The 26,797-nt window shown below is 65.2% G+C and carries 28 protein-coding genes and 1 pseudogene; 10 read left to right on the top strand and 19 right to left on the bottom strand.

Annotation, left to right across the window (positions count from 1 at the left end):
* Positions 1-4 precede the first annotated feature (4 nt).
* Positions 5-1,411 (bottom strand): magnesium transporter, encoded by a 1,407-nt coding sequence (gene mgtE / locus WCL10_RS07430; protein WP_336895077.1) that lies wholly within the window; start codon positions 1,409-1,411, stop codon positions 5-7.
* A gap of 167 nt (positions 1,412-1,578) precedes the next feature.
* Here mgtE and WCL10_RS07425 point away from each other — a divergent pair, with 167 nt between their 5' ends.
* The 3 genes and pseudogenes from WCL10_RS07425 (at position 1,579) to arsH (ending at position 3,232) form a co-directional block, all read left to right on the top strand.
* Complete coding sequence (locus WCL10_RS07425; RefSeq protein WP_336895004.1) at positions 1,579-2,034, top strand: peptidylprolyl isomerase; 456 nt, start codon at positions 1,579-1,581, stop codon at positions 2,032-2,034.
* A gap of 11 nt (positions 2,035-2,045) precedes the next feature.
* Complete coding sequence (locus WCL10_RS07420) at positions 2,046-2,492, top strand: GNAT family N-acetyltransferase (RefSeq protein ID WP_336895003.1); 447 nt, start codon at positions 2,046-2,048, stop codon at positions 2,490-2,492.
* A 19-nt stretch (positions 2,493-2,511) separates the two neighbouring features.
* Positions 2,512-3,232, top strand: a pseudogene (gene arsH, locus WCL10_RS07415) (arsenical resistance protein ArsH).
* Here the strand turns inward: arsH and WCL10_RS07410 are convergent.
* The 8 genes from WCL10_RS07410 to WCL10_RS07375 form a co-directional block, all read right to left on the bottom strand.
* Positions 3,229-3,642 (bottom strand): hypothetical protein, encoded by a 414-nt coding sequence (locus WCL10_RS07410; RefSeq protein ID WP_336895002.1) that lies wholly within the window; start codon positions 3,640-3,642, stop codon positions 3,229-3,231. The pseudogene arsH and the gene WCL10_RS07410 overlap by 4 nt on opposite strands.
* A 2-nt stretch (positions 3,643-3,644) precedes the next feature.
* The gene (locus WCL10_RS07405) at positions 3,645-4,526 is read right to left on the bottom strand and encodes a LysR substrate-binding domain-containing protein (RefSeq protein WP_336895001.1); all 882 of its coding nucleotides are present in this window, start codon (positions 4,524-4,526) and stop codon (positions 3,645-3,647) included.
* Between the two features lie 7 nt (positions 4,527-4,533).
* On the bottom strand, positions 4,534-5,472 hold the full coding sequence (locus WCL10_RS07400; protein ID WP_336895000.1) for a hemolysin family protein: 939 nt from the start codon (positions 5,470-5,472) through the stop codon (positions 4,534-4,536).
* Between the two features lie 17 nt (positions 5,473-5,489).
* A complete protein-coding gene (gene ybeY / locus WCL10_RS07395; protein ID WP_336894999.1) occupies positions 5,490-5,993 on the bottom strand; it encodes an rRNA maturation RNase YbeY in 504 nt (167 codons plus the stop codon).
* Positions 5,994-6,012: 19 nt separating this feature from the next.
* Positions 6,013-6,543, bottom strand: a complete 531-nt coding sequence (locus tag WCL10_RS07390) for a hypothetical protein (protein ID WP_336894998.1) — start codon at positions 6,541-6,543, stop codon at positions 6,013-6,015.
* 20 nt (positions 6,544-6,563) lie between these two features.
* Positions 6,564-7,646, bottom strand: coding sequence for a PhoH family protein (locus tag WCL10_RS07385; RefSeq protein WP_336894997.1), 1,083 nt, complete (start codon positions 7,644-7,646; stop codon positions 6,564-6,566).
* Positions 7,647-7,815: 169 nt separating this feature from the next.
* Entirely contained in the window at positions 7,816-9,162 is a 1,347-nt protein-coding gene (gene miaB, locus WCL10_RS07380; RefSeq protein WP_336894996.1) for a tRNA (N6-isopentenyl adenosine(37)-C2)-methylthiotransferase MiaB, read from the bottom strand.
* A gap of 52 nt (positions 9,163-9,214) precedes the next feature.
* A complete protein-coding gene (locus WCL10_RS07375) occupies positions 9,215-10,417 on the bottom strand; it encodes a hypothetical protein (protein WP_336894995.1) in 1,203 nt (400 codons plus the stop codon).
* A gap of 360 nt (positions 10,418-10,777) precedes the next feature.
* On the opposite strand from WCL10_RS07375, the gene WCL10_RS07370 reads away from it, so the two are divergent.
* Complete coding sequence (locus WCL10_RS07370) at positions 10,778-10,942, top strand: hypothetical protein (RefSeq protein WP_336894994.1); 165 nt, start codon at positions 10,778-10,780, stop codon at positions 10,940-10,942.
* Positions 10,943-10,966: 24 nt separating this feature from the next.
* On the opposite strand, the gene WCL10_RS07365 is transcribed toward WCL10_RS07370, so the two are convergent.
* From WCL10_RS07365 to WCL10_RS07335, 7 genes are all read right to left on the bottom strand, one after another.
* Positions 10,967-11,764, bottom strand: coding sequence for a lysophospholipid acyltransferase family protein (locus WCL10_RS07365; protein WP_336895076.1), 798 nt, complete (start codon positions 11,762-11,764; stop codon positions 10,967-10,969).
* Positions 11,765-11,810: 46 nt separating this feature from the next.
* Positions 11,811-12,233: a Fur family transcriptional regulator gene (locus tag WCL10_RS07360; RefSeq protein ID WP_147158725.1), complete on the bottom strand. Its 423-nt coding sequence runs from the start codon at positions 12,231-12,233 to the stop codon at positions 11,811-11,813.
* 177 nt (positions 12,234-12,410) lie between these two features.
* Complete coding sequence (locus WCL10_RS07355) at positions 12,411-12,854, bottom strand: MucR family transcriptional regulator (RefSeq protein WP_336894993.1); 444 nt, start codon at positions 12,852-12,854, stop codon at positions 12,411-12,413.
* A 192-nt stretch (positions 12,855-13,046) separates the two neighbouring features.
* On the bottom strand, positions 13,047-13,514 hold the full coding sequence (locus WCL10_RS07350; protein ID WP_336894992.1) for a GNAT family N-acetyltransferase: 468 nt from the start codon (positions 13,512-13,514) through the stop codon (positions 13,047-13,049).
* 43 nt (positions 13,515-13,557) lie between these two features.
* Entirely contained in the window at positions 13,558-14,175 is a 618-nt protein-coding gene (gene tsaB / locus WCL10_RS07345) for a tRNA (adenosine(37)-N6)-threonylcarbamoyltransferase complex dimerization subunit type 1 TsaB (RefSeq protein ID WP_336894991.1), read from the bottom strand.
* Positions 14,176-14,186: 11 nt separating this feature from the next.
* Positions 14,187-14,777, bottom strand: a complete 591-nt coding sequence (locus WCL10_RS07340) for a malonic semialdehyde reductase (protein WP_336894990.1) — start codon at positions 14,775-14,777, stop codon at positions 14,187-14,189.
* A 24-nt stretch (positions 14,778-14,801) separates the two neighbouring features.
* Positions 14,802-15,383: a NifU family protein gene (locus WCL10_RS07335; RefSeq protein ID WP_336894989.1), complete on the bottom strand. Its 582-nt coding sequence runs from the start codon at positions 15,381-15,383 to the stop codon at positions 14,802-14,804.
* A gap of 129 nt (positions 15,384-15,512) precedes the next feature.
* On the opposite strand from WCL10_RS07335, the gene WCL10_RS07330 reads away from it, so the two are divergent.
* The 3 genes from WCL10_RS07330 to WCL10_RS07320 all read left to right on the top strand — a co-directional run bounded on the left by WCL10_RS07330 (position 15,513) and on the right by WCL10_RS07320 (position 19,574).
* The gene (locus WCL10_RS07330; RefSeq protein ID WP_336894988.1) at positions 15,513-16,178 is read left to right on the top strand and encodes an FKBP-type peptidyl-prolyl cis-trans isomerase; all 666 of its coding nucleotides are present in this window, start codon (positions 15,513-15,515) and stop codon (positions 16,176-16,178) included.
* A 70-nt stretch (positions 16,179-16,248) separates the two neighbouring features.
* Complete coding sequence (locus tag WCL10_RS07325; protein WP_336894987.1) at positions 16,249-19,179, top strand: insulinase family protein; 2,931 nt, start codon at positions 16,249-16,251, stop codon at positions 19,177-19,179.
* Entirely contained in the window at positions 19,176-19,574 is a 399-nt protein-coding gene (locus tag WCL10_RS07320; RefSeq protein WP_336894986.1) for a GFA family protein, read from the top strand. Before WCL10_RS07325 ends, WCL10_RS07320 begins: the two co-directional genes overlap by 4 nt.
* A 186-nt stretch (positions 19,575-19,760) precedes the next feature.
* Here the strand turns inward: WCL10_RS07320 and WCL10_RS07315 are convergent, their stop codons facing one another.
* On the bottom strand, positions 19,761-20,909 hold the full coding sequence (locus WCL10_RS07315) for a hypothetical protein (RefSeq protein ID WP_336894985.1): 1,149 nt from the start codon (positions 20,907-20,909) through the stop codon (positions 19,761-19,763).
* A 120-nt stretch (positions 20,910-21,029) separates the two neighbouring features.
* Between WCL10_RS07315 and WCL10_RS07310 the strand changes: the two genes are divergently transcribed.
* Both WCL10_RS07310 and WCL10_RS07305 read left to right on the top strand, forming a co-directional pair.
* Entirely contained in the window at positions 21,030-21,242 is a 213-nt protein-coding gene (locus WCL10_RS07310) for a DUF4287 domain-containing protein (RefSeq protein ID WP_336894984.1), read from the top strand.
* Between the two features lie 82 nt (positions 21,243-21,324).
* Complete coding sequence (locus tag WCL10_RS07305; RefSeq protein WP_336894983.1) at positions 21,325-22,698, top strand: 3-deoxy-7-phosphoheptulonate synthase class II; 1,374 nt, start codon at positions 21,325-21,327, stop codon at positions 22,696-22,698.
* A 96-nt stretch (positions 22,699-22,794) separates the two neighbouring features.
* Here the strand turns inward: WCL10_RS07305 and WCL10_RS07300 are convergent, their stop codons facing one another.
* A complete protein-coding gene (locus tag WCL10_RS07300) occupies positions 22,795-24,462 on the bottom strand; it encodes a calcium-binding protein (RefSeq protein WP_336894982.1) in 1,668 nt (555 codons plus the stop codon).
* A 161-nt stretch (positions 24,463-24,623) separates the two neighbouring features.
* On the bottom strand, positions 24,624-25,598 hold the full coding sequence (locus tag WCL10_RS07295) for a TauD/TfdA family dioxygenase (RefSeq protein ID WP_336894981.1): 975 nt from the start codon (positions 25,596-25,598) through the stop codon (positions 24,624-24,626).
* Positions 25,599-25,705: 107 nt separating this feature from the next.
* Here WCL10_RS07295 and WCL10_RS07290 point away from each other — a divergent pair, with 107 nt between their 5' ends.
* Entirely contained in the window at positions 25,706-26,662 is a 957-nt protein-coding gene (locus WCL10_RS07290; protein WP_336894980.1) for a hypothetical protein, read from the top strand.
* Positions 26,663-26,797: the final 135 nt, after the last annotated feature.

The raw sequence follows: 26,797 nt of genomic DNA, 5'->3' as shown, positions 1-26,797 counted from the left end.
GGGTCTAGCCGGCCAGCCCGCTCAGCACGGCAAGGCCAAGGAACGAGAAGAAGCCCATCACATCGGTCGCCATCGTCACAAATACGGCCGAGGACACCGCGGGATCGACTTTCAGCCGGTCAAGCGTGACGGGCACCATGATCCCGGCGAGCCCGGCGACGAGGTTGTTGATCACCATGGCCGCGCCGATCACCGCGCCGAGCAGCGGGTTCTGGAACAGGAGTGCGGTGCCGGTGCCGATCATCAGGCCAAGCGAGAGTCCGTTGGCGAGCGCGATGCGAAATTCGCGCAGGATCATGCGGACGGTGTTCGAACTCGTCAGCTGGTTGGTGGCAATGGCGCGCACCACCACTGCAAGCGTCTGCGTTCCCGCATTGCCGCCCATCCCTGAGACGATCGGCATCAGCACGGCGAGCAGCGCCAGCTTGGCAATCGCCCCCTGGAACATGCCGACCACCGAGGAAGCGATGATCGCGGTGCCGAGATTGACCACCAGCCATGAAAGGCGCGTGCGCACCGTCATCAGGATCGGCTCGTTGATATCGCCGTCGCCCGCGCCCGAGAGGCGAAGGATGTCCTCGCTCGCCTCTTCCTGGATGATGTGGACCACGTCGTCGACGGTGATCTGGCCGACGAGGCGTCCGCTCTCATCCACCACCGCGGCGGAAATCAGCGCGTATTTCTGGAAGCGGAGGGCGACTTCCTCCTGGTCCATCGTCACCGGGATAAGCGTCTGGTCGCGCTTCATCACGTCGGTCAGCGCGATCGAGCGCGGGGTGCGCAAGATCCACGAAAGCGCGCAGGTGCCGATCGGGTGGTGCTTGTGATCGACGATGAACACTTCCCAGAACTCGGTCGCGAGGTCCTGATCTTCGCGCATGTAGTCGATGAGATCGCCGACCGTCATGTGCTCGGGCACCGCGATCACCTCGCGGCTCATCATGCGGCCGGCGGAGTCTTCCGGATAGGCCAGCGCGCTTTCGATCGCGGCGCGGTCCTCGGGCTCCATTTCGGCGAGGACGGCCTGCTGGTCTTCCTCGTCGAGGTCCTGGATCAGCGCGACCGCGTCGTCGGTCTCCATGTCGCCGGCCAGTTCGGCGACTTCGTCGGGATCGAGCTCCTCGACGAGATCGTCGCGGACATAATCATTGAGCTCGGCGATCACCTCGCTGCCGAGCAGGTCGTTGATCGCACGGGCCAGATCGACGCGGTAATCGGGGCCGATCAGTTCGAACAAGTCGGCGATGTCAGCCGGGTGGAGCGGCTCGACGAGGTTGTAGACGGTCTCCTGATCCTCGGCGTCGAGCGCCTCGGTCACGCGGCGGATGAAGCCCGGACGCAGCGTGTTGTCCTCGTCGTCGAGGCTCTCGGCGTTGCGCGCAAGCTCCATGGCGACCGGCGCCTCCGTCATCACGGAGCCGCCTTCCGCCAGAGCAGAGTCGTGCCGGTCTTCATCGCGCGCCATGACCCAAGGCGATACGCGGGCATGCGTCAAAAGCAACCTCGTTGGCTCCAAGAGGTATACTTTGGCGGGCAAGGGACTATATGCGCTCGCCAGACAGGAAGGATTTGTGGACCATGGCTGACGAAAATCTGGTGCTGACGCTCGATGGCGGTGATGTGGTGATCAAGCTGCGTCCCGATCTTGCGCCCGGGCATGTCGAGCGGATCAAGGAACTGGTGGGCGAGGGCTTCTACAACGGGGTCAAGTTCCACCGGGTGATCCCCGGCTTCATGGCCCAGGGTGGCTGCCCGCAGGGCACCGGGATGGGCGGCTCGTCGAAGCCCGATCTCAAGGCCGAGTTCAACGATCATCCGCATGTGCGCGGCGTGTGCTCGATGGCCCGCACGAGCTATCCGCATTCGGCCAACAGCCAGTTCTTCATCTGCTTCGATGATGCGCGCTTCCTCGACAAGCAGTACACCGTGTGGGGCACGGTCGAGAGCGGCATGGAACACGTCGACGCGCTGCCCAAGGGCGAGCCGCCGGCAAAGCCGGGTGTGATCCAGAAGGCGGCGATCGTCGCGGCCTGACGGGCGGGCGCGTGGCAGACCTCGCGCTCAGGCCTCCCGGGGCGGCGGACCGCGCCGCCTGGGACCGCCTGTGGCAGGGCTACCAGCGCTTTTACAAGGTGGAGATCGCCGAGGCCGTCAGCGATCTGACCTGGGCACGGCTGCATGATCCGGCCGAGCCGATGGCTGCGGCGCTGGCGTGGTCTGGCGCGCGGGCGGTCGGCATGGTCCACTGGGTGTTCCACCGCTCGACCTGGACGGCGGGGCACTACTGCTATCTGCAGGACCTCTATGTCGATGAGGATGTGCGCGGCAGCGGCGCCGGCCGGGCCCTGATCGCGCATGTGCGTGCGGAGGCCGAGGCGGCGGGCGCCTCGCGGCTCTATTGGCTGACGCACGAGACCAATACCGATGCGATGAAGCTCTACGACAAGGTCGCGGAGCGCTCGGGGTTCGTGCAGTACCGGGTGATGCTGTAGCTGGGCCGCGAGGGATAGCATGACCACCCACACCCGTCTGCGCACGCTTGCCGATCCAGACCACCTTCCAGCGCTGAACCCGGCCTACGTTCACCGGAGCCCAGCGGTGGGCCTTGGCGATCTCACGCACCCCCCCGCGTATCCTGCTGCTTTACGGCAGCCTGCGCGAACGCTCGTTCTCGCGCCATGCGGTTGAGGAAGCCGCGCGGCTGCTGCAGTTCTTCGGCTGCGAGACGCGGATTTTCGATCCGTCCGATTTGCCGCTCCCCGATCAGGTAGCGGGCGACGATCACCCGGCGGTTCATGAACTGCGCGAACACGCGCTGTGGTCCGAGGGCCAGGTCTGGTGCAGCCCGGAGCGGCATGGCCAGATCACCGGGATCATGAAGACCCAGATCGACCACTTGCCGCTCGCCTATCAGGGATTGCGACCGACGCAGGGGCGCACGCTGGCGGTGATGCAGGTGAGCGCCGGATCGCAGTCGTTCAACAGCGTCAACACATTGCGCATCCTTGGCCGCTGGATGCGCATGTTCGTCATACCCAACCAGTCGAGCGTGGCGAAGGCCTATATGGAGTTCGACGCGGAGGGCCGGATGAAGCCTTCGACCTACTACGAGCGCATCGTCGACGTGATGGAGGAACTCGTCCGCTTCACCGTGCTGCTGCGGCCGCATGCCGAGCAATTGGTCGATCGCTATTCGGAGCGGTTCGAAGCCGGTCAGCGGACCGATCGCTAGCCCCGCACCAGCAGCCGCGTTTCAGTCACCTCGATCACCGGCACTTCCCAGGGGTGGGCGTCCATCAGCGCGGCGAGCGCGGCGTCGATGGCGGCGGCCGGCGCTTCTGCCGGGATCCAGCTGACGAGGGTGACGGTCGGCGAATGTTCGATCTTGCCTGCCGCACCAAGGGTCGGATTGGCATCGGGGCTCGGCGCGAAAGTCTCCCAGCCGAGGCCGATTTCGGCGACGCCGTGATACACGCCGAAATCGCCGAGTGCGCCCGGGGCGCGCAGGATCGCCAGCATGCGGGCCATGACCGGATCGGCCTCCAGCGCGCCGCGATTGCCGGCTAGCAGCGCGGCGAGCGTCTCGGCAGCGACGGGCACATGAACGGCCACGCGCAGTGCGGGCTTGCTGGCGGTGTCCATCTTCAGAGCCCCGCCTTGATCATCCAGTCGTGGAACAATCGCACCGGGCGCGATTGCAGCGCGCGGGGGCGGCACACGAACCAGTAGGAATAGGGGCTATCCACCTCGATATCGTAGAGCCGGGCGACGCGTGGGTCGTGGCTGCGCTTGTAGTGGTCATCGTGCATGATCGCGATACCAAGGCCCTGCGCGGCGGCCTCGAGGATCAGCTGGCCGGAATCGAAGTGGTCGATCGCGGCGGGCTGCAAGGCTTCGAGGTGGAGCGTGCGCTTCCATGCCTCGAAGCTCATCGGCAGGTCGTTGTGCACGAGGAAGGTCTGCTTGCTCAGCTTGGCGAGATCGGGCCGGTGGCCGAGTTCGGCAACGATATCGGGCGTGGCGATGGCATAGACACGGTTGTGATCGAGCCGCACCGAGTGGAGCGATCCGTCCGGACCTTCCGAGAGAATGATCGCCGCGTCGATCGTGTCACCCAGCTTGGTTTCGGCGGCGGCCGAACTGTCGATATCGATGTGGAGCTGGGGGTGGAGCTTGCGCAGTTCACCCAGCCTTGGAAACAGGCGCTGGCTGCCGAACAGGGGAAGCACGCCGAGGCGCAGGCGCAGCACCTGCCCGGTATCGATCAGGCGGTCGATCCGGTCGGCCATCTCGTCGATCAGCGGCGCGACGGCATCGTAGAGCTGCTGGCCTTCCTCGGTCAGCTTCAGGAGCTGGTGCTTGCGTTCGAACACCGGCTTGCCGATGAACTCCTCAAGCGCGCCCAACCGGCGCGAGAGCGCCGAGGGGCTCAGCGCAAGCTCGGCTGCGGCCGTCTTGGCCGAACCTGCGCGCACGACGCGGATGAACGCCTCGAGCGAGCGCAGCGGGGGCAGGCGGCGGATCATCGCAGGCTCAGTCTTCCTCAGGTATCTCGGGAATGGGCGCATGGAGGCGTAGCCGGGTGAGCCTGCGCTCGTCCCCTGCCGTCACCTCGATCCGCCATCCGCTGTCGTGTTCGAGCACGCGGCCGACCGGCGGGACTTCACCTGCCAGCACCACCGCAAGGCCGCCCAGAGTATCGACATCCTCGTCGACCAGTGCAAGCCGGGGATCAATCGTCTCGCCCACATCGTCGAGCTCGGCGCGCGCGTCGGCTTCCCAGGTGTACTCATCGATCCGGCAGAGCAGCTCGGTCGGCGCGTCGTCGTGCTCATCCTCGATCTCGCCGACGATCTCCTCGACAAGGTCTTCGATGGTGATGATCCCGTCGGTGCCTGAATACTCGTCGATCACGATGGCAAGGTGCGTCCGGCTGGCGCGCATGTCGGCCAACACGTCGAGCGCGCCGCGGGCCTGAGGCACGAACAGCGGCTGGCGCATCAGGCTGCCCCAGTCCTTCGGCGCGGCCTTGCCGGCAATCGCCATGCCCGCCACGATCGGGAAAAGGTCCTTCACGTGGAGCATGCCGATCACCTCGTCGAGCGAGTCGGCATAGACCGGCAAGCGGCTGTGGCCATGTTCGGCAAAGGCGCCGACCACTTCCTCGAACGTGGCCGAAGCCGGGATCGCCACAATCTCGCCGCGCGGGATGGCGACGTCGTCGGCGTCGTTCTCGCTGAAATGGAGCAGGTTCTTGAGCATCTGGCGCTCGAGCGGCAGCAGATCGCCATCCGCACCGCTGCCTTTGCCCGGTTCGCCTTCATGCTCCTCGATCGCTTCCTCGATCTGCGCACGCAGCGACTGGTCCTGATCGGGCCCCCGGAAGAACGCCTTGAGCGCGCGCCACAGCGCGCGGCTACTGTCGCCTTCGCCTGATCGGCTTTCGCCGCCCGACCCACCAACTTCCGGCACTGCCCCGAACTCCTGCTTTATTGCAGTGCCGCATATGGGTCTGCGAGGCCCATGAGCGCAAGCGCCTTTGTCTCCAAAGCTTCCATTTCCGCAGCGTCATCTTCGCCGGTCTCATGGTCGTACCCCGCAAGGTGCAGCAGCCCGTGGACCATGAGGTGCGCGGCATGGGCCTCGACCGCCACGCATTTCTCCTCCGCTTCGCGCAGGCAGACACCGTGGGCGAGGATGAGATCGCCCAGCATGCCTGGCGCACCGGGCGCGGCGGCGGCGGCCAGCACTTCCTCGCGGCTCAGCATGGGGAAGGAGAGCACATTGGTCGGCTTGTCCTTGGCGCGCCACTGCTTGTTGAGCGCATGGACTTCCTCGTCGTCTGCCAGAACGAGGCTGACGAGCAGATGCTCGTGCGCCAGTTCGGGCGCGACCGCCCCGGCCGCCTCTGCCGCGCGTGCGGCGAGTGCCTCCCAGTCGGTGGTGCTCGGCCAGACCGGGTCGATGTCTATCTCGAAAGTGGGCGCGGTCATCGCGGCGGGGCGAAATGGATCACGGCAGCGGGCACAGCTTGGCCTCGAACGGTTTGCCGCTGCGCATGGCCTTCTTGGCGTCGCTGGCCTCGACCTCGCGAATGATGAATTCCAGCAGTGCGGCGGTATTCTCAGCCGGCAGCGGGTCAACGATGGCCAGCACCTTGTCGATCTTGCGGCACAGTTCGGGCTTTAGCTCCTTGCTCAGCTCTTTCGCAAATCCGACCTTGATGAAGACCCGGAGCTCATCGACGGTCATGTCCTTCAGTTCGCCTTTCGAGTCGAACTTCTCGACCAAGCTGGCCACCACGCTGTCGTCCCCGGGCAGCGCCTCGTAGCGCTTGGCAAGTTCGCTGCCCTTGGTGGCGAGGTAGGAGGTGTTGCCCAGCATGGGCATGCACTTGGTGCTGAGGACATTGACCGCAATCGGCACCAGAAAATGCGCGGCGGCGCGGAAGTCGGACGAGCGGAGGCACGTGGCCGGAGCAGCCATGACCGGCTGGATCGTCATGGCCGCCAGGGCCAGTGTCGCCGCAACCTGTCGCATCATCACAGCGATCCGCCGCTCGCTCATCCGTCCTTGCCCTCGTAGGCCTCGACAATTCGCCCGACAATCGGGTGGCGCACCACATCGGCTACATTGAAGCGCACCATGCCGATGCCGTCCACGCCTTCCAGCCGGTTCACCGCATCGTTGAGACCGCTGGCGGCCGGGCCGCCGGGAAGGTCGGTTTGCTTGGGATCGCCGCAGATCACCATGCGGCTGTTCTGGCCGAAGCGAGTGAGGAACATCTTCATCTGCATCGGCGTGGTGTTCTGGGCCTCGTCCAGAATGACGAAGGCATCGGCCAGCGTGCGCCCGCGCATGAAGGCGATCGGTGCGATCTCGATCTCGCCGGAGGCGAGGCGGCGTTCGACCTGCTCGGGCGGCATGCAATCGTAGAGCGCGTCGTAGATCGGGCGCAGATAGGGGTCGACCTTCTCCTTCATGTCGCCGGGAAGAAAGCCGAGCCGCTCGCCGGCTTCCACCGCCGGGCGCGAGAGGATCAGGCGCTGGACGCTGCCGCTGATCAGCTGCGCCACCGCCTGCGCCACCGCGAGATAGGTCTTGCCGGTGCCTGCCGGGCCAAGCGCGAAGATGAGATCATCACGCACCAGCGCGCGCATGTATTCGATCTGGGTGGCCGAGCGCGGGACAATGGTTTTCTTGCGCGTGCGGATCATGATCGGCGGCGCACCGTCAGGCGCACCGGTGATGATGCCTTCCAGCGTCGGTTCGTTAGACATCATGATCAGCGATTCGACCGCACCCGCATCGACTTCGTGCCCGGAAAGCAGGCGCTGGTGCATGCCTTTGAGCACATCGCGCGCGCGGGCGACAGCTTCGTCCGGCCCTTCGATCACCGCCTTGTTGCCGCGCGCCGAGATATAGACGCCGAGCCTGTTCTCGATCTGCACGAGGTTCTGGTCGAACTGGCCGAACAGCGCGCCGAGAACGGTCTGCTCCTCGAACGCGATCTCGATCCGGGCGCGCTTGGGGGCGTCGGATCTTGCCGCCTCACCCCAGGGCGGATCACCCCGGCGCAAATCGGGTCGATCGCTGCCATAACTGCGGGCAGCCTCTTCGTGCGAGCGGGGAAACTTGCGGGCCATGCGCTCCTTTCAGTTTGTGCCGCACCAGATTAGGCAGCGATGCGACAGGCGCAAGACAAGCGGGCGCTAAATCGCATCCTATGCACCGTCCTGTTGCATTGGCCGGGCACCGCTCGCCGGTTTTCCGGAGTTTCATCACGCCGGGCCATGATCCGGCATCAGGCGTGCGTCAGGCCGCAGCGCGCCCCACCAGCTTGCCGCCCAGCGAATTGGGCCCGGCCTCGATCAGGTCCACCTCCACAAGGTCGCCCAGCACCGCATCGCCGGTGAAGTACACCGATTGCAGCCAGGGGGACTTGCCGAGCCACTGCCCCGCATGGCGCCCCTTGCGCTCCACCAGCACGGTGCACCGCTTGCCCACGCTTGCCCGGTTGAAGGCCAGGCTGTGGCGCTGGAGGGCTTCCTGAAGGCGCTGCAGCCGCTCGTCCATCACTTCTGGCGCGATCTGGCCATCCATGGTCGCAGCCGGCGTGCCGGGACGCGAGGAGAACTTGAAGCTGAAAGCCTGCGCATAGCGTGCAGCCTCGATGATCTGCAGCGTTGCCTCGAACTCGGCCTCGGTTTCGCCGGGAAAGCCGACGATGAAATCGCCCGAAAGCGCAATATCAGGCCGGGCGGCGCGGACGCGCTCCAGAATGCGCAGGTAGCTTTCGGCCGAGTGGCTGCGGTTCATTGCCTTCAGCACCCGGTCGCTACCCGATTGCACCGGCAGGTGGAGGAACGGCATCAGCTTCGGGTTTCGGCCATGCGCCTCGATCAGCGCCTCGTCCATGTCGGCGGGGTGACTGGTGGTGTAGCGGATGCGGGCGAGTTCCTCGATCTTTCCGAGTTCTTCGGCAAGGCAGGCCAGTCCCACGGTGCGGCCAAGTTCGTCCTCGCCCGCCCATGCATTCACGTTCTGCCCGAGCAGCGTGATCTCGCGCGCGCCGCCCTCGACCAAGGCGCGCGCTTCGGTGACGAGATCGGCGTAGGGCCGCGAAAGCTCGGCGCCGCGCGTATAGGGAACGACGCAATAAGTGCAGAACTTGTCGCAGCCTTCCTGCACCGTAAGGAACGCGCTGGCGCCCACCTTGCGGCGCTTCGGCAAGGCGGCGAACTTGGCTTCGGCCGGCATGTCGGTCTCGGTCGCGCGGCCACCCGCCGCCGCTTCCGCCACCATCGCGGGCAGGCGGTGATAGGCCTGTGGCCCGACCACAACGCGCACCGCGGGGGCCCGCGTCATGATTTCCTCGCCTTCGGCCTGCGCGACGCAGCCGGCCACAGCGATCAGCGGCGCCGAGCCGTCCTCACGCCGCCCTTCCTTCACGATCCGGCCGATATCGGAATAGACCTTTTCGGTCGCCTTCTCGCGGATATGGCAGGTGTTGAGCACGACAAGATCGGCCGCCTCGCGCTCCGAGGCCGCCGTCATGCCTTCTGCGGTCAGCAGTTCGGCCATTCGCTCGCCGTCATAGACGTTCATCTGGCAGCCGAAGCTCTTGACGTGGAAGGTGCGGGGAGGTGGGCTCGAGGGCATAGGCCGATGCCCTTACGCCAGAACCGTGATCGAAAGAAGAGGGGGCGCTGGTTTAGAGCGAGAACGAGGCAGCCGCGCCAATCGCGTTCGCGGACCAGCCGATGCCGAAGCCATCAGGGATCACAGGGGCATCCATCCCGCCGGAGGCGCGGATTGATGCGGTGTTGAGCACAATGTAGTTCACCGTTCCGTACGTGCCGTGGAAGGAAACGGCTTCACCGGTGTAGTTGATGAATTTCACCGAATTGCCCAAGGTAGCCCCAATTGCGCCAGCGCTAATGCTGTTCTTGCCTTCAAACGATGAACCGGTAATCGAGACATTGGCCTCGACAATGCCAGTGTTCTCGACGTCGAAGTTCACATCGCCGAAGGCAAATGAGGGCTCATCGCTGCCTCCATCAGAGCCGCTCGCGCCAAAGTTAACTGATGGCACAGCGCTGCCCGTATAAACGACGGTCGTGCTGTTGACCGAGCCGCTCGCGCCAATGGCCATGAGTGAAATGCTGCTATCGACACTATCGCCGCTGATAGTGGCACTGTTCAACGTGGTATCTTGTGTCGGATCGTCGACAGAGCCAATCCTGACATTGCCGCTATTGTGCGCGTACACGCTTATTCTGCTGTCAACACCTATTCCGATGTCAGAAGAGTAAGTGCCATCATCGACAATGGTCAAGACCGAGATGCTGGCTGACGCACCGAGTGCGGTGCCAGAGAACGTGTTGCGCGTACCCCCGTTGATCGACACGCCGTCGCCGTTACTGCCGACAGCGATCTGCAGGTTCACGTCGCCGGTGTTTTCCGCGTTAAGCGAGATGTCGCCATTGACGGTAAGGGAGCGGCTTACCGTGGCGCCTCCCAAGACGTCATCGGTGACGCTGAATTGGGCCGAAGCACCCACTGCCGAGATCGAGATCGTATTGTCGTGGCCTTGCTCGATTACGGCGCCGTCGATTGTGCCGGAGACGTTAATGGTGCTGTTCAGGTTGGAGGCAGAAACCGTGATGTTGCCATCAGCGCTGTCGGTCATCTCCACATCCTGAAAAGTGACGCTGCTATTGCTGACCGAGGCCGAGGCACCGATCGCATTGACGCTGATGCTGTTGCGTGAACCATCAGCGATCGATGGAGCATTCATCAAAATGCCCTCTGAAGGGGCCACCGAAACCGTCGTGTCTTCGTTTGTTGCGCTGACGGTGATGTCACCACTCAAGGCCCAGCTTTCGGCGATTTGCCCAAAGGCAGGTACTGGCATGGCCGTGGCAGCAAGTATTGATCCACTCGTGGCGACACAAATTTGCACGCATTTCATTGCAACGTTACCTGCTCATTTTTATTACATATTAATTGCAGATTATTTCGAACGAACTGCAGATGATGCAATAAATTTGGCTTCGAAGTTAGCTGCGAATTAATGAGCGCTGTTGATCAGGTCACCGCGCGAAGGTGCCGATTTGGCGGTGCCTTGCCCCGATCCACCAAAAATGGTGTCAAAGTGGGAGCTGTGGTCGGGCGCGCGGTGGATGGGCCTACGACCAGCGCCTGAACTCACCATCCGAGAAGGCATTGCGCTCTTGTGGGGTTCGAATCGAACTCTCGTGATGCCGCTCCGAAAATGCGCTGGCCCGATGACCGCAGCTTCGGGCCGGGCGACATGATCTATGTGGCTGACAGCGATATCCCGGACGTGGTGATGCAATCGAAGGTGCACATGAAGGCCAAGGCGCCCTATTACCTGTTCCGCTTTCCGGCCGATGGGACGGCGCCGGCCGGACAGTAAGTTGCCGGGTCGGGGCGGGGCCGTTCAGGCAGCGTGCTTGTCTGCCTCGTACCGCACCGGGGCCACGTCAAACGCAAAGGGCCGCAGCGGCGCGCCTAGCGCCGCTTCGAGCGCTGGCTCGATGCGGCGGCGCGCCTCGGCTGCGATCGCCTTGCGGCCGGCGAGGCCCTGCGGATCGAAGGGTTCGAGGAAGTGTACCTCGAGCCGGAACGAGCCCCGGCGCGAGAGGATGCGTTTGCCGTTGGAGACGCCGTCTTCGGTCCCGATCCAGCCGATCCATTCGGCAACGCGGCCATAGTCGAGCACGACCGGCTGGACGAGCACGCCCGGCGGTGGCGGCTCCAGCACGCGCAGCATCGAGGTCTTGAACGGAAGCAGCGACTTGCCGTCGGTGCAGGTTCCCTCGGGGAACACAGTGATCGACCAGTTGTCTGCCAGCGCTTCCTTCAGCCGGTTGATCTGGTCGGCCACGCCCATGCGGTCCTCGCGGCTCACGAATACGGTGCGGTTGATCCGCGCCAGCCAGCCCACGATCGGGGCCTGCGACAGTTCAGCCTTGGCGACGAACGCCGTGCCGCTCGCGCCGCCGAGCGCAAGAATATCGACCCACGAGAGGTGGTTCGAAATAAAGAACACATCGCGTTTCAAGGGCACGCCGTGCACCCGCAAGCGGGCGCCGACCACACGCGCCGCCATGAACAGGAACAGCTTCGGGAAGGGCGAGCCATAGTGCACGATGCGGTAGAGATAGTGCAGTGGCACGCAGATCAGCATGAGGAGGACCAGCAGGATCCCGCGCAGGACAATGCGCATCCAGCCCATCCAGGTGACGGGTGCGCCGCGCTCCGGCCCTACCTTGCGGCGGGCCCTACGCCTCGCGATCAGACTTGACACCATAAAGCTCCATCCGGTGGTCGACGAGGCGATAGCCAAGCCGTTCGGCAATCTGGCGCTGAAGCGCCTCCAGTTCGGGATCGACGAATTCGATGACCTTGCCGGTCTCGACATCGATCAGATGATCGTGGTGCGCCTCGGGCGTCGCTTCATAGCGCGCGCGGCCGTCGCCGAAATCGTGGCGGTCGAGGATCCCCGCCTCCTCGAACAGGCGGACGGTGCGGTAGACCGTGGCGATGGAAATGCGCGGATCGCGTGCCGAGGCGCGCTCGTGAAGCTTCTCAACATCGGGATGGTCGGTGCTCTCCGAAAGCACCTGCGCGATGACGCGGCGCTGCTCGGTGATCCTCAGACCCCGCTCTGCGCAAAGCGCCTCGATGTCGATTGCCTGGTGCAAGGGTGCGGCCCATTCCGGTTAGGTGGTGCACAGCATAAGCTGCTGTGCCAATTCTTCAACCGGGGCGCTGCGCTTTTGCCCGCCAGGAACCAAAGCCCCGGGAGCGGGCGGCGTTGCAAGAGTGGGGGGCGGCGGGACGGAGCGCACAAGTCACCCCGCCCCGCTGCTCCGGTCCGATCAGGCGGTAGCCTTGGCGGGGCGGCCGCGCTTCGGCGCGGGCTTGCGGCCGAGGCCGATCTTCTTGGCCAGTTCACGGCGCTTCTCGGCATAGGCCGGGGCGACCATCGGATAGTCGGCCGGAAGGTTCCAGCGCTGGCGATACTGATCCGGGGTCATGTTGTAGCGCGTCATCAGGTGGCGCTTGAGCATCTTGAGCTTCTTGCCGTCCTCGAGGCAGACGATGTGGTCGTTCTTCACCGAAGAGCGGATCGAAACCGCCGGCTCGGGCGCCGGTTCGGGAGCCGGCTGGGTCGGATTGAGACCCGCGAGCGCCGCATAGACGTTGCTGATCAGCACGGGCAGATCATTAACCGCCACGCTGTTGTTGCTCACATGGGCGGCGACAATGTCAGACGTCAGGGTGATCAGCGTTTCCCGCATGTCGTTCTCGATTTCACTCATCTCAAGCTTACCTTCTTCTGCTGCGATCATTTGTTATGGTGTCTTTGGCCATACAAGGCTGGTTGCGACCAGATTAGACCACACCGCATATACGCTTGTGCAGAGAGGATACAACCGTTTCGAACAATGAATGCTGATTTCCGGTCCAAATGGTCGCAATTGAACGCAAAACTGCGTAGATTTGCTTAATTCTCAGTTGATAAGCAGTTCCTGACTGAGTGCGTCGAGCCTTTCGCCGCTCGCGGTGCGGTAGTACCCCGGCCTTACACCGATAGTCCGGAAGCCAAAACCTGTGTATAACTTCCCGGCTGGATTGTTCTTTCGCATTTCGAGAAACAGCCGCCGTACTCCGCGTGATCTTGCCTGTGCAATGACCTCGCCTAGCAGCGCCGCGCCAAGTCCACGTCCGCGCAATTCAGGCAGAACCGCAAAGAGCAGCAGTTCCTCTTCGTCGAACAACGCGCGAGTTAGGGCAAATCCTGCCGCAGGCTGATCAGGGCCGATCCGGAACAAGCCGTCAGCACCGATCAGACAGTAGCGCGTTCCCGCCAGTATCAGCGAGTCCGCTACCTGGCGGCGGTTCCACGCCTCGCCGTATTCGGGCGCAAAGGCTCGCTCCATGACCCCCATGATGCGGTCGACATCGTCCATGGTGTTCATCGGCTGCCCTCCGGCAAGCCGGCTGTCCGCGCCGGGGCCGGCATCAGGCAGCGGGCAGGCGCGCATCGGGCGCGCGGCCATAGCGGGGGAGCGGATCGGGGCGCAGCGATCCGGCGCCCAGTGCGCCGAACGCGCGTGCATCGGGCCATAGCGGCAGGACGGCAGGGCCATCGCCGCGCCGTGCCGCAAGCGCTGCAGCCTGGCTCCCGGCGACGAGCCCGGCCTGCGAGCGCTCGGCCGCGATTTCAGGCAGCAACGAGACGCTCTCGGCCAGCGGCGCGCCGTCCGGATCGAAGGGCTGGAAGAACCATTCGCCATGCCCGCCGGTCATCACCACGTCGACGGCGCGGCCGGGCTGGTCCTGGCTGGCCATTGCGGCAACGAGGGCAAGGCAGGGGTACCCTTCGAGCGGCACCCGCCAGGCCAGCGCCAGCGCACGCGCCGCGGCAAGGCCGACGCGGATGCCGGTGAAGCTGCCGGGACCGGAATTGACTGCAATCGTGTCGGCGCGGCCATTGCCGGGCAGGTCGGCGATCATCGGCACGAGCTGTTCGGCATGCCCGCGCCCGAGCATGGCATGTGTTCCCGCCACAAGCATTCCGCCGTCGAACAGGGCCACCGAACAGGCTTCGGTCGCGCTGTCGATTACCAGCCTTCGCAATGGACCGCCCCTCAGGCGAGCGTGTTGAACGTGGCGAAATCGGGCCGGGGGCTGCGCGCGAAGATCGTCGCGGGATCGCCGTAGCCCAGCGTCGAAATGAAGTTCGACCGGATCCGCGTGCCGGCAAAGAACGCTTCGTCCACTGCCGCGTTGCTGAAGCCCGACATCGGTCCGGTATCGAGCCCGACCATGCGCGCGGCGATAATGAAGTAGGCGCCCTGCAGCGTCGAATTGCGGAAGGCGGAAGCCTCGCGGAAGGTCTCGTTGCCGGCAAACCAGCTCTTGGCGTCGGCGTGGGGGAACAGCCAGGGCAGCTGCTCGTGGAAATCGAGGTCCATGCCGATGATCACACTCACGGGCGCCTGGCGGATCTTGTCGGGGTTCGTGCCTCCGGCGCAGGCGGCAAGCTTTTCCTTCGCCTCTTCGCTCACGCACCAGACAAGCCGCGCGGGCATCTGGTTCGCCGAGGTGGGGCCCATCTTCATGAGGTCCCAGATCGCGTGCAGCTGCGCTTCGCTTACCGGCTTGTCGAGAAAGCCGTTGTAAGTGCGGGCCGTGCGGAACACCTGGTCGAGCGCAGCATCGTCAAGCGGCTGGGACATGGTCGGCAATCCTCGTCGATCGGGTCAGGCGGCGCGCACTTCGCTCACTTCGGGCACATAGTGCTTGAGGAGCGATTCGATCCCGTGCTTGAGCGTTGCGGTGGAGGAAGGGCAGCCCGAGCAGGCGCCCTGCATCTTGAGATAGACCACGCCTTCGCGGAAACCCCGATAGATGATGTCGCCGCCGTCGTTGGCGACAGCGGGGCGCACGCGCGTTTCGATCAGGTCCTTGATCTGTTCGACGATCTCGGCATCGGCGGGATCATCACCGTAGTCGATGTCGTCCGCGTCTTCGCCCGGCACGACAAAGTCGGCGCCCGCAGCGGTGAACAGCGGTGCCTGCGCCACGAAATGATCGAGCAGCAGCGCCAGCACCTGCGGCTTGAGCGGAGCCCATTCGGACCCCGGAGCGATCGTCACCGCGATGAAGTCGCGCCCGTAGAGCACGCCCGTCACATCGCCGAGCGAGAACAGCGTCTCGGCCAGCGGCGAGGCGGCCGCCGCCTCGGGCGAGGTGAACTCGCGCGTGCCGGAGGGCATGACGACCTCGCCCGGCAGGAACTTGAGCGTGGCGGGGTTCGGAGTGGTTTCGGTCTCGATGAACATACCCAATGCATGTAGGCCGCAGCGGAGGGTGGTCAAGTGGCCAATGGGCCGCCTTTGCGAGCCTTATGGCAGGTGGACCTGCATTTTACCGGCTGGAAGCATTCGCGCGGCTCGACTATGGGGCCGCGCATGAGCAACCAGCCCAGCGGCCCGCGCCGAATCGCCCTCTCCCTCTCCCTCCTTGTCGCCGCCCTCCCGGCGCTTGCGACGGCACAGGTTGCCAAGCCGGCCGCCGCTCCGGCTCCGAACCCGGAAATCCTGCCGGTGCCGCTGAACCCGCTGGTGCCGGCCGCGCAGCGTCAGTGCAGCGCCAAGACCGCCTCGGGCCTCGGCACCCGCATGCTGCGCGAGGGCGCCGGCGCCAAGCCCGGCGCGGGCGACTACGTGCTCGTAAACTATATCGGCTACCTCGCCACCGACGGCACCGTGTTCGATCAGAACGTGACCCAGGCCTTCACGACCGACGGGGTGATCAAGGGCTTTTCCGAGGGCCTGCTGCTGATGAAGCAGGGCAGCGTCTGGCGCTTCTGCATCCCCGCCGCGCTCGGCTATGGCGAGAAGGGCGCAGGCCCGATCCCGGCCAACTCCGATCTCGTGTTCCAGGTCGAGCTCGTTGATTCGAAGACCGTTGCGGAAGTGACCGCGATCCGCGCGCAAGCGGAGCGCGACGCCCAGCAGCAGGCGCAGCAGCCTGCCGGGCAGCCGGCGGGTCAGGCCCCCGCCGCTCCCGCCGCGAGCCCGCAGCCGGCGGGTCAGGCCCCCGCCGCTCCCGCCGCGAGCCCGCAGCCGCGGTGATGTGAAGTCCGGCATGGAATAGGGGACCAATTCACTGGTCCTTCATTTCTTGCCGCCTTATACAGCCTGCATGGCTTTTCTGACCCGTTTCGTCCCGCGCCGCGCCCGCGCCGCCGCTCCCCTTCTTGCCGCACTCGTTCTGGGCCTTGCCGGGCCCGGTCTGCTTGAGGCCCGCACCCCGGCCCGTGCACCGGCTCGCACCTCGGCCCGCGCCCCAGCGCCGCGTGCTCCTGCGGCAACCGGCCCGTGGCTCTACCAGGGCAGCGACGTACCGCAGGACAAGGCGTGGATCTTCGGCGTCCTGCCCAATGGCCTGCGCTATGCCGTGCGGCGCAACGGCGTACCGCCGGGTCAGGTGTCGGTACGAATGCTGGTCGATGCGGGCTCGCTTTACGAAACCGATCCGCAGCGCGGCTACGCCCACCTGATCGAACACCTCACCTTCCGCGATTCGAAGTATCTGAAAGCGGGTGAGGCGATTCCGGCATGGCAGCGGCTCGGCGCCACCTTCGGCAGCGACACCAATGCCGAGACGAGCCCGACCCAGACCGTCTACAAACTCGACATTCCCGCCATAACCCCCGCCAAGCTCGACGAGACGTTCCGCCTCCTGTCGGGCATGATCACCGCGCCGATCTTCACCGAAACCGGCGTGCACACCGAAGTGCCCATCGTGCTTGCCGAAATGCGCGAGCGTTCGGGTCCGCAGACCCGCATTCTCGATGGCACCCGCGCGGTGTTCTTTGCCGGGCAGCCGCTCGGCAGCCGCTCGCCCATTGGCACCGAAGAAACGCTGAACGCCGCGACCCCGGCGAAGGTCAAGGCCTTCCACGATGCCTGGTACCGGCCCGACAATGCGGTGATCGTGGTGGCCGGCGATATCGATCCGGCGCAGTTCGTCACGCGCATCAAGACCTGGTTCGGCCCATGGAAGGGGACAGGCAAGCGCCCGCCCCAGCCCGATTTCGGCGCTCCCAAGCCTCCGCCGGGCGCCGATCCTGCCAATCCGGTGGGCCAGGCCAAGGTGATGGTCGAGCCCGACTTGCCGCGCGTGTTCAATTACGCCGTGCTGCGTCCGTGGCGCAAGGTGCGCGATACGATCGTGTACAACCAGGGCCTGATGATCGACCGGCTGGGCATCGCGATCATCAACCGCCGCCTCGAAGGCCGCGCGCGCGCCGGGGGCAGCTACCTCTCCGCCTCGGTCGAACCGCAGCGCATCAGCCGCTCGGCGGATGCCACGCTCGTTACCGTCACCCCGCTCACCAACGACTGGAAATCGGCCGTGCGCGATGTGCGCGCGGTGATCGCCGACGCGCTCGCCACCCCGCCGACCGAGGAGGAAATCGCGCGCGAGGTGGCCGAATTCGATGTGGCGTTCAAGGTACCAGTGGAAACCCAGGAAACCCTTGCCGGTTCCAAGCTCGCCGACGACATCACCGATGCGGTCGACATCCGCGAGACGGTGGCCAATCCCGATACGGTCTATGGGATCTTCCGCAGCTCGCTGCCGCTGTTCACGCCCGCTTCGGTGCTTGATCACACCCGTGCGTTGTTCAAGGGCACGGTGATCCGGCCGGTGCTCATCACTCCCGATGCGGCGGGCGCCACCGAGGCAGACCTGCGCACCGCGCTGCTGGCTCCGGTCGCCCCCTCGTCGGGCAGCCGCCTTGCGGCGAGCTCGCTCTCGTTCAAGGACCTGCCGCCCATCGGCCAGCCCGGCAAGGTGATCAGCGCCGAGTCCACCGGGCTCCTGGGTATCGAGCGCGCTGAGTTCGCCAACGGGGTCAGGGCACTGCTCTGGTCGAACGAGGCCGAACCCGGCCGCGTCATCGTGCGGGTCCATTTCGGCGGCGGCTATGCGGTGATCGATCCCAAGGATGCGGTCTATGCCTCGCTGGGCGAGACGGCGCTGATGGACACCGGCTTCGGCAATGTCGGGCGCGAGGACCTCGACCGGCTGGCGACCGGGCGCAAGCTCAGCCTCGATTTCGCGATCGATGATACCACGTTCAAGATGCTGGCGGACACGCGCCCCGCCGATCTTGCCGACCAGCTCTACCTCTTCGCCGCCAAGCTGGCGATGCCGCGCTGGGATGCCAATCCGGTGGTGCGCGCGCAGGCCGGCGCGCGCCTCGCCTATGAATCGACCAATGCCTCGCCTTCCTCGGTGCTTCACCGCGATGCGGGCTGGCTGCTCAAGGACGGCGACCCGCGCTATGCCACGCCCAATCCGGCGGAGCTTGCCAAGGCTACCCCGGAAGGCTTCCGCCGTGTGTGGTCGGCGCTGCTCAAGCAGGGGCCGGTCGAGATCGACATCTTCGGCGATTTCAACCGCGACGAGACAATCGCCGCACTCGAGCGCACGTTTGGTGCGCTGCCGCCGCGCGACCCGCTGCCCGCGACGGGCTTTGCGCCGCGCGTGCCTGCCCCGGTCGGCGATCCGCTGACCCTGCCGCATCACGGTGATGCCAATACGGCCGCCGCGCTGGTTGCCTGGCCCACCGGTGGCGGCAGCGCGGGGGTGCGGGAAGCGCGCCAGCTCGAACTGCTCGCGCAGGTCTTCAACAATCGCCTGTTCGATGCGATGCGCGAGAAGATCGGCGCAAGCTATGCTCCGCAGGTCTCGTCGATCTGGCCGCTTGATCTGCCCTCGGGCGGCTATCTTGCGGCCACGACCCAGTTGCGCCCGGGCGATCTTCCGGCCTTCTTCGCCGCGGCAGACCGCATTGCCGCCGATCTCGTCGCCAACCCGCCGAACGCGGACGAACTCGCGCGCGTGACCGAGCCGATGAAGCAGCTCATCACCCGCGCCAGCACGGGCAACGGCTTCTACATGTACCAGCTTGAAGGCGGGGCATTCGAGCCGGAGAAGTTCAGCCAGATCCGCTCGGTGCTGAGCGACTACAGCCAGATCACGCCCGAGCGGGTGCAGGCGCTTGCCCGCCGCTACCTTGTTCCCGACAAGGCGTGGCGCCTGAGGATCGTGCCGGGGAAGTGACCCGGCGGACCGCAACCTGCCGCTGCGGCCAGCTTACGGCCATCTGCACGGGCGAACCGGTGCGCGTCTCGGTGTGCCATTGCCGGGCATGCCAGAAACGCAGCGGCAGCGCCTTTGCAGTACAGGCGCGCTGGCCGCATGATCAGGTGGAACTCACCGGCACCTTCCACGAATGGACCCGCGTGGGCGAAAGCGGCAAGCCCGCAACCTTTCGCTTCTGCCCCACCTGTGGCGCTACGCTGACGTTCGCTTCGGCCAGCATGCCGGACTTCACCGCCGTCCCCGTCGGTGCCTTCGCCGACCCCGCTTTCCCCCCGCCGCGCTTCTCGGTCTACGAGGAAAGCATGCAGCCCTGGACCAGCGTTGCGGGCGAGGATGTGGAGCATAGGGATTAGGGCGGCTTGGGCCGTTTTTGCCTTTCAGAGATCAAAACCTGCCGTTCCTGATATGACAACAATCGCGCCAATCCAGCCGGGCCTCGACCCGACCCGATTGCGGTCATCCCACTCGCTCTCTTTACCGCTTAAGGCCGATCCCGGTATCCCCTTCTCGGGTATCATCATCGACTTGTGCAAGCGAGACTAGCGGATCGCCAGGGCCTTCACGAACAAGGGGGTGTCGATCAGCAGATGCGGCGCGATCAAGTGGTAGCCGATCGCATGCACCCAAGCATTCCCCGTCCGTAGCGTAAGCACGCTCTTGATCATGCCCGGGCCGACATATTGCAGGAGAACGAACAGAATCGACAGACTTCCCCAACGCGCAGAATCAAACAGCGACCACCCTTCGACAATATGGAGTGCGGCATAGGTGAGTCCGCCCAGGATCACGGTGACGATCGGCGATTTTGTCAGCGCCAGATAGCGCGGAAGCAAGATCGCATAAATCAGGATCATTGTGGGCAGGACGGTGCCCAGGCCATAAAAGAACAGTGTCATGGCGCCCCCGACGAGCATCTGGTGCGGCGATAGCGCAAAGAAATCGGCGTTTATCCCGGTCAACTCGAACAGGCTTTCCACCAACATTACTACTACGATGACGCGCCAGTCGTTTCGTGGCGCGATTGAAACGAGGTTGAGCTGTAGCGCGGAGTATCGCTGTCGGAACCAAAGAAAGGGAACGAGAGCGAAGCAGATGAAATTGTAGCTCATCCACACCCACATCTCACCAAGCGAGGGCGGCACGCTGCACCCAAAGAGGGTGCCCGCAATGTGGAAGCTGAAGGCGCGGTATCCGAGCGCCGGCCCGAGCAGCCACCCGCCGACTTGCGCGAATGTGGCATAGGCGAGAAGGAGTGCGGTCTCTCGCGCGGCAATCCGACGGTCGGGCGCGCGCTCGGCAAGATTGGGGATGGCACGCTTGCGGGTCAGCCAGAAGGTGATCGCCATCAGCACGAACACTTCGAGCAGGCTGATTGTCGGCACCAACATCCGGGCCGTGAACGGCAAACGCTGCATCGAGGGTGTATCGAAAGGAATGACTCCTCCGGCGAGCCAATAGGCGGCAGCGTTGATGGCGATCCAAGCGATTATCGCGACATGGGTCGCGCGACTGAATAGAATATGCCTGAGCGTTCGGCCGAAGCTGTCGCTGATATGCGTCGATTCCGTCATCGCCGATCCCCCCGAGCCAATCGCCCAAGCAGCCAATTTGGCACGCCGACTCAAAAGGGCCAACATTTCCGGGGCACAGATCATACAGGCATTCAATTGAGGCGTCGTCACCTGCATTGACGGACAAGACAGACTACTAACCCGCGTTCGCCTTCCGAAAGCGGACATTCCTTCAACGCAGTCTGGCGCGCCGAAACACGCTTGACCTCGCGCCCCACGCAGCGTTCAATCCCGCCCATGAGCACGCCCCCCGTCAAAGGCCCCGCCTCGTACTTCCCCTCAATCGAGAAGACGTACGGCCGCCCTATTGCCGAATGGAAAGCGATCGTGCGCGCGCACTATCCGGCGCGCCATATGGAACTCGTCAGTATGCTGAAGGCGGATCATGCCATGGGCCACGGCCACGCAAATGCTTTGGTAGCGCACACGCTGGCGGAGGATGCGGGCTAGGCGAACGCCGCGCCTCCCCCAAACCTTTGCATTTCCGGCCCGACGCCGCTAAACGCGCGCGTCCATCAAGGAAGTGATCAAAGTGGCAAGCAACTGGAATGCGCATAGCTGGCGCGAGGCCGAGGCCAAGCACCTGCCCACCTACCCCGATGCGGCGAAGCTCGCTGCGGTCGAGGAAACCCTCACGCGCTTTCCCCCGCTGGTCTTTGCGGGTGAGGCGCGCGCGCTGAAGGCCGATCTTGCGCAAGTGGCCGCCGGCAAGGGTTTTCTGCTCCAGGGCGGGGACTGCGCCGAAAGCTTTGCCGAGTTCCACCCGAACAATATCCGCGACACGTTCCGCGTGCTGCTGCAGATGGCGGTCGTGCTGACGTTCGCGGGCAAGCAGCCGGTGGTGAAGGTGGGCCGCATGGCCGGCCAGTTCGCCAAGCCGCGCTCCTCGCCGGTCGAGAAGATCGGCGATGTGGAGCTGCCGAGCTATCTCGGCGACAACATCAACGGCATCGATTTCACCCCCGAAAGCCGCATCCCCGATCCGGAGCGCATGCTGCGCGCCTATTCGCAGGCCGCCGCAACGCTCAATCTGCTGCGCGCCTTTTCGACCGGCGGCTATGCCAACTTGCGGCAGGTCCACCAGTGGACGCTCGATCATATCGGCAAGAGCCCATGGGCGGCCAAGTTCAGCGAAACGGCGGACAAGATCGGCGAAGCGCTTGATTTCATGGAGGCCTGCGGGGTCAACCCCAGTACCGTGCCGCAGCTGCAGGGCACCACGTTCTACACCAGCCACGAAGCGCTGCTGCTCCAGTACGAGCAGGCGATGACGCGGCAGGATTCGCTCACCGGCCATTGGTACGATACCAGCGCGCACATGCTGTGGATCGGCGACCGGACGCGCTTCGAAGGCTCGGCGCATGTCGAATTCCTGCGCGGCGTGGGCAATCCCATCGGCATGAAGTGCGGGCCGAGCCTGACGCCCGACGCGCTGCTGCGCATGCTCGACACGCTGAATCCTGCGCGCGAGCCGGGCCGGATGACGCTCATCAGCCGCTTCGGGCACGACAAGGTCGAGGCCGGGCTCCCCGCGCTCGTCCGCGCCGTCGCTCGCGAAGGCCATCCGGTGGTGTGGTCGTGCGATCCGATGCACGGCAACGTGATCAAGGCGGACAACGGCTACAAGACGCGTCCGTTCGACCGCATCCTCAGCGAAGTGAAGGGCTTCTTCGCCGTCCACCGCGCGGAAGGGACGCATGCCGGCGGCATCCACATCGAGATGACCGGGCAGGACGTGACCGAATGCACCGGCGGCGCGATCGCGATCACGCAGGACAGCCTTGCGGATCGCTATCACACCCACTGCGACCCGCGCCTCAACGCCGCGCAGTCGATCGAACTGGCGTTCCTGCTGGCTGACGCGCTCAACGCGGAGCGGGCAGAGCGCAAAGCGGAGGCGGCCTGACGCCGATCCCTCCCCGGGCTCGCTCGGGGAGGTGGTTGCCAGCTGTCGGGCCGTGAGGGACAGGCGGCGGGTCGCAATACCCGCCGCCATTGCCCATCAAAGTACCAGATCAGTAACCGCAATCGTGTCCACGCCGGTCAGCGTGATGGCGATCTCCGCCTTGGCGTTGTCGTCGACGCTAGCATAGAGCGTGTGCGTTGCAGCATTGAACCACACCATCCCTGCCGCATGGCCCTCGATGGGCACGGTATCAGAAAGTGTAAAGGCGCTGCCGCCAACGCCTTTAACCGCGTCAATCGCCGAGAGGTCGATCTTGTCCGCACCTGCAGCGAAGTCGGTGATGTTATCGATCTTTTTGAGGTCGCTGTCTGAGACCCCAACGAACGCGAACGTGTCATTGCCCGCGCCGCCGGTCAGGGTGTCGGCACCTTTGCCGCCGGTGATCGTGTCGTTGCCTTCGCCACCGTTCAGCTGGTTGTCGCCCTTGCTGCCGATGATCACGTCGGCGAACGCGCTGCCCAGCACGTCCTCGATGGTGGAGAGCTTGTCGGTGCCCGAGTCGGCGGCCGTGGTCGTGCCGACGGCTACGCCCTTGTTGAGGTCGATCGTCATGCCGGTGTTGGCGGCCGAATAGTCGACGAGGTCCTCGCCCGCGCCCCCGCCGAGCGAGTCTGCGCCGGCATCCTGGCCCGCCAGCATGATATCGTTACCCTTTCCGCCATCGAGCTTGTCGTTGCCAATACCGCCCAGCAAAGTGTCGTTGCCGTCGCCGCCGACCAGGCTGTCCGTGCCGTCACCGCCGGTAAGATCGTCGTCGCCAACTCCTCCTTTGACCGAATCGCTGCCGGGTCCTCCGTCGAGCGAATCGTTGCCCGCGCCGCCATCGATTGCATCCTTGCCTTCGCCGCCGGAAATCATATCGTCGTCTGCGCCGCCGCCAAGCTTGTCGTTGCCCGCATCACCGGAGATCACATCGAGGCCCGCGCCACCGGCGATAATGTCGTTCCCGGTGCCGCCGATCAGGTCGTCATCGCCTTCGCCGCCGTTAAGCGTGTCGTCGCCGTTGCCGCCGCTCATGTGGTCATTGCCGATGCTGCCGTCGAATTGATCCTTCTGGTCGGTTCCAGTGAGGATCTGATCATGGCTGGCGTCGCGCGGGTCGGTGGGCAGCGGAGTGCCATCGAGTGCGGTAAAGACACGGCTTGTCCGCACATAGCGCCAATCCTCATCGGTCTTCGACAGGGTCGGGCTGAAGGTTTCGACCTCGGTGAACATCGGGAAAGCGGAGGTGATGGTCACGATATTGGTCGCAGGATCGGCGCTGACGGTCTGGTTTCGGTGGAGGTCTTCCGGGTGCCAGTCGCCATCGTCGAATTCGAAGCGCTGGACGGACGTGCCGTCGATCAGGAACTTGTAGGTGTCGTCGCCGCTGCCGCCACCGCTGCCGCCACCGCTGCCGCCACCGCTGCCGCCACCGCTGCCGCCACCGCTGCCGCCACCGCCACCGCTGCCGCCGCTGCCGCCGGTGAACACATTGCTGGTCCGCACATAGAATGTGGGATCGTCGTTCGTCTCCGGCGTCAGGCTGAAGGTCTCGTCTTGCGTGAAGGTCTGGAAAGTTGTTGTCACCTTCACGTCTAGGTTGCTCGGGTCGATACTGATTGTCTGATTGTGGTGTGTATCTTCGGGCTTCCAGTGGCCATCTTGGAACTCGTACCGCTGAACGTTGGTACCGGTAGCGGTGAACTTGTAGATCTTGCTCATGGTAGTCCCTCTAGAAAATTGGTTTTGGGCTCGCATTGAATCGATAATCTATCAAGTTTCTATTGAACCGAGATGACAGTTTCATGCCCATGTGATGCCACTGTTTGTGCCAGATTGAGGAAATACATAAGTATTCAAGCCGAGTCAGTACGCGTTTATTCTTAAGTGCCGCCTCGACTGATCGCCGGCTGCGGCGGCCGGAAATCCGCCCGCCTCCACGGCGCATCTGGCATCTCCTCCGGATCGGGCACGGCAAAGCGCAGATAGCCGAAGAAAGTCGCGATCCGCCGCTCGCCCGCGTCCGCAATCGCGCGCCGCCCATGCAGGAATCGGGTGTTGTCGAGCAAAAGAACGTCGCCCGCTTGCCAGCGCACTTCGGCGGTCAGCGCCTCGCCCGCCGCGCGGATCGCTTGCAGCCAGTCTTCCGGCACAGGCGTCAGGTCGTCGAGCAGCGGGAAGTTGCTCCGCCCGTTGTTGAACCGCGCGAAGAGCAGGAAACTGCCGAAGGCGGGCGCATCGGCGAACATCGGCCGGTGCAGGGCGGGCCGCGAGAACTCGCGCGCGATCCGGCCGTCCGGCGTGCGCCAGAAGCGGTAGGGGCAGGGGCGCGGCGGGTTTGCCAACAGCGCGTCGTCCGGCGCATCGGTACCCAGCCAGAAACGCAGCAGTTCAGGCCAGACGCCCATGATGTAGACCAGTCGCCGCCCTTCCAGCCCCTTGCGCACCGCTTCGGGCAGCGCGGCAGTGAGCGCGATGCCGTCGCACAGCGTGGTCTCGCCGCCCGTGCCCGGCGGGGTTAGGCAGCCGAACAGTGCCGCATCGGGCTTCCACGGCTCGCGCGCCAGTTCGGGGTGGAGCGCGAAGGCATTCGTGCCGCCGTCCACGCCCTGGATCGCATGCCCTGCGTCGAGCACCGCGCGCCCCGGGCTCTCGTTGATCACGGCGGTGGGGCAAAGGCTGCGGGCAAAGTGGCGGAAGCCATCGAGATCGGCGCCGAACCCGCGCAGGAGCAGCGCGCCATGCGCCTTGTAGGCCGGCTCGACCAGCGCAGGATCGAGCATCGCCAGCGCCTCGCCGGGCGCAGGCGTGAGCACCGCGTAGGGGCGTCCGGGCGCGGGAGGATCGATCGAGGTCACCACCAGCGGCCTAACCCACCCTCAGTACCTCCCGCAAGCCGGAGGGGCGCGCGGCGCGGCGCCCGGCCACTCTCCCTTATCCGCCCAAAGCCCGCTATGGTCGCGCCATGCCGCTCAGCCCTGCCGAAATCGCCGCCTCGCCCGATCACTACCTTCATTCCTTTGAGGGCGGCGATGCGGTGATCGTGCCGATGGACCGCGCGGCCTATGCCCGTTCGATCTTCCTCGACGCGCGGATCTCACCGGCGGGGGAAGGGGCCGCGCTGGTTTCGCTCGCCGCGCTGGCCGGAGCCGCCCCGCCGCCGCGCTCCACCGCGTGGATCTTCCACGTTGCGCATTGCGGGTCGACGCTGCTTGCCCGTGCGCTGGAGGCGCTAGGCGGCGGCCTCGTGCTGCGCGAGCCGATGGCGCTCCGCCAGCTGGCCTTTGCGCCCGATCCGGGGCGCCTCAGTCTTGTGCTGGCTCTGCTTGCCCGCCGATATGGGGCAGACGGGCCGACGCTGGTCAAAGCCAATGTGCCCGTCAATGCGCTGCTTCCAGCGATCACTGCGGCAGACCCGGCGGCGCCGGCGGTTTTCCTTCACCTGGGCCTCGAGGACTATGCGCTGGCCGTTCTGCGCAGCACGCAACATCGCGGCTGGGTGCGCGAGATTGCCGTCCGCTTCGCCGCCGCATCGCCGGGCGCGAGCGATGCGGCCTGTATGGCGGCGCTCTGGCTCTGGCAGATGCGCGCCTTCGCTGCCGCGCTCGACGTGCTGCCGAACGCCTGCACGCTCGATGCCGAGCGCTTCTATGCCGATCCCGCCGCCACGCTCGCCGCACTCGCGCCGCGCCTGGGCCGCCCCGGCGATCCGGCCGCGATCGGGCAAGTGGTCGCGGGCCCGCTTTTCACGACCTACTCCAAGCGCCCGGGGCTTGCGTTCGACAATGCCGCTCGCCTCGCCCGCCGTGCCGGGCTGGCGGCAGAGCTGGCGGGTGAGCTTGCCGAAGCGCGGGCTCACGCGGTGCGCGCCGCGCCCGATCTGGCAATGATCGAGATGCGGATCGCCACCGCAGCCCTGTAGTCGCATCCGGACTGCGATCACATCCGATCCGGTCATAATTGCGGGAATGTGGGCTTGAGCCCCCGCCCCAAGCGATCTAGCCTCCTGTACTTCAAGGGGATCGTGGGGGCGTCATGCAAGGCACGAAGGGCATTG

This window comes from Novosphingobium sp. (assembly GCF_037133355.1).
Taxonomy (GTDB): Bacteria; Pseudomonadota; Alphaproteobacteria; order Sphingomonadales; family Sphingomonadaceae; genus Novosphingobium.
The sequence above is the reverse complement of the archived record's forward strand: the minus strand, read 5'-3'. Positions and strand labels throughout refer to the sequence as shown.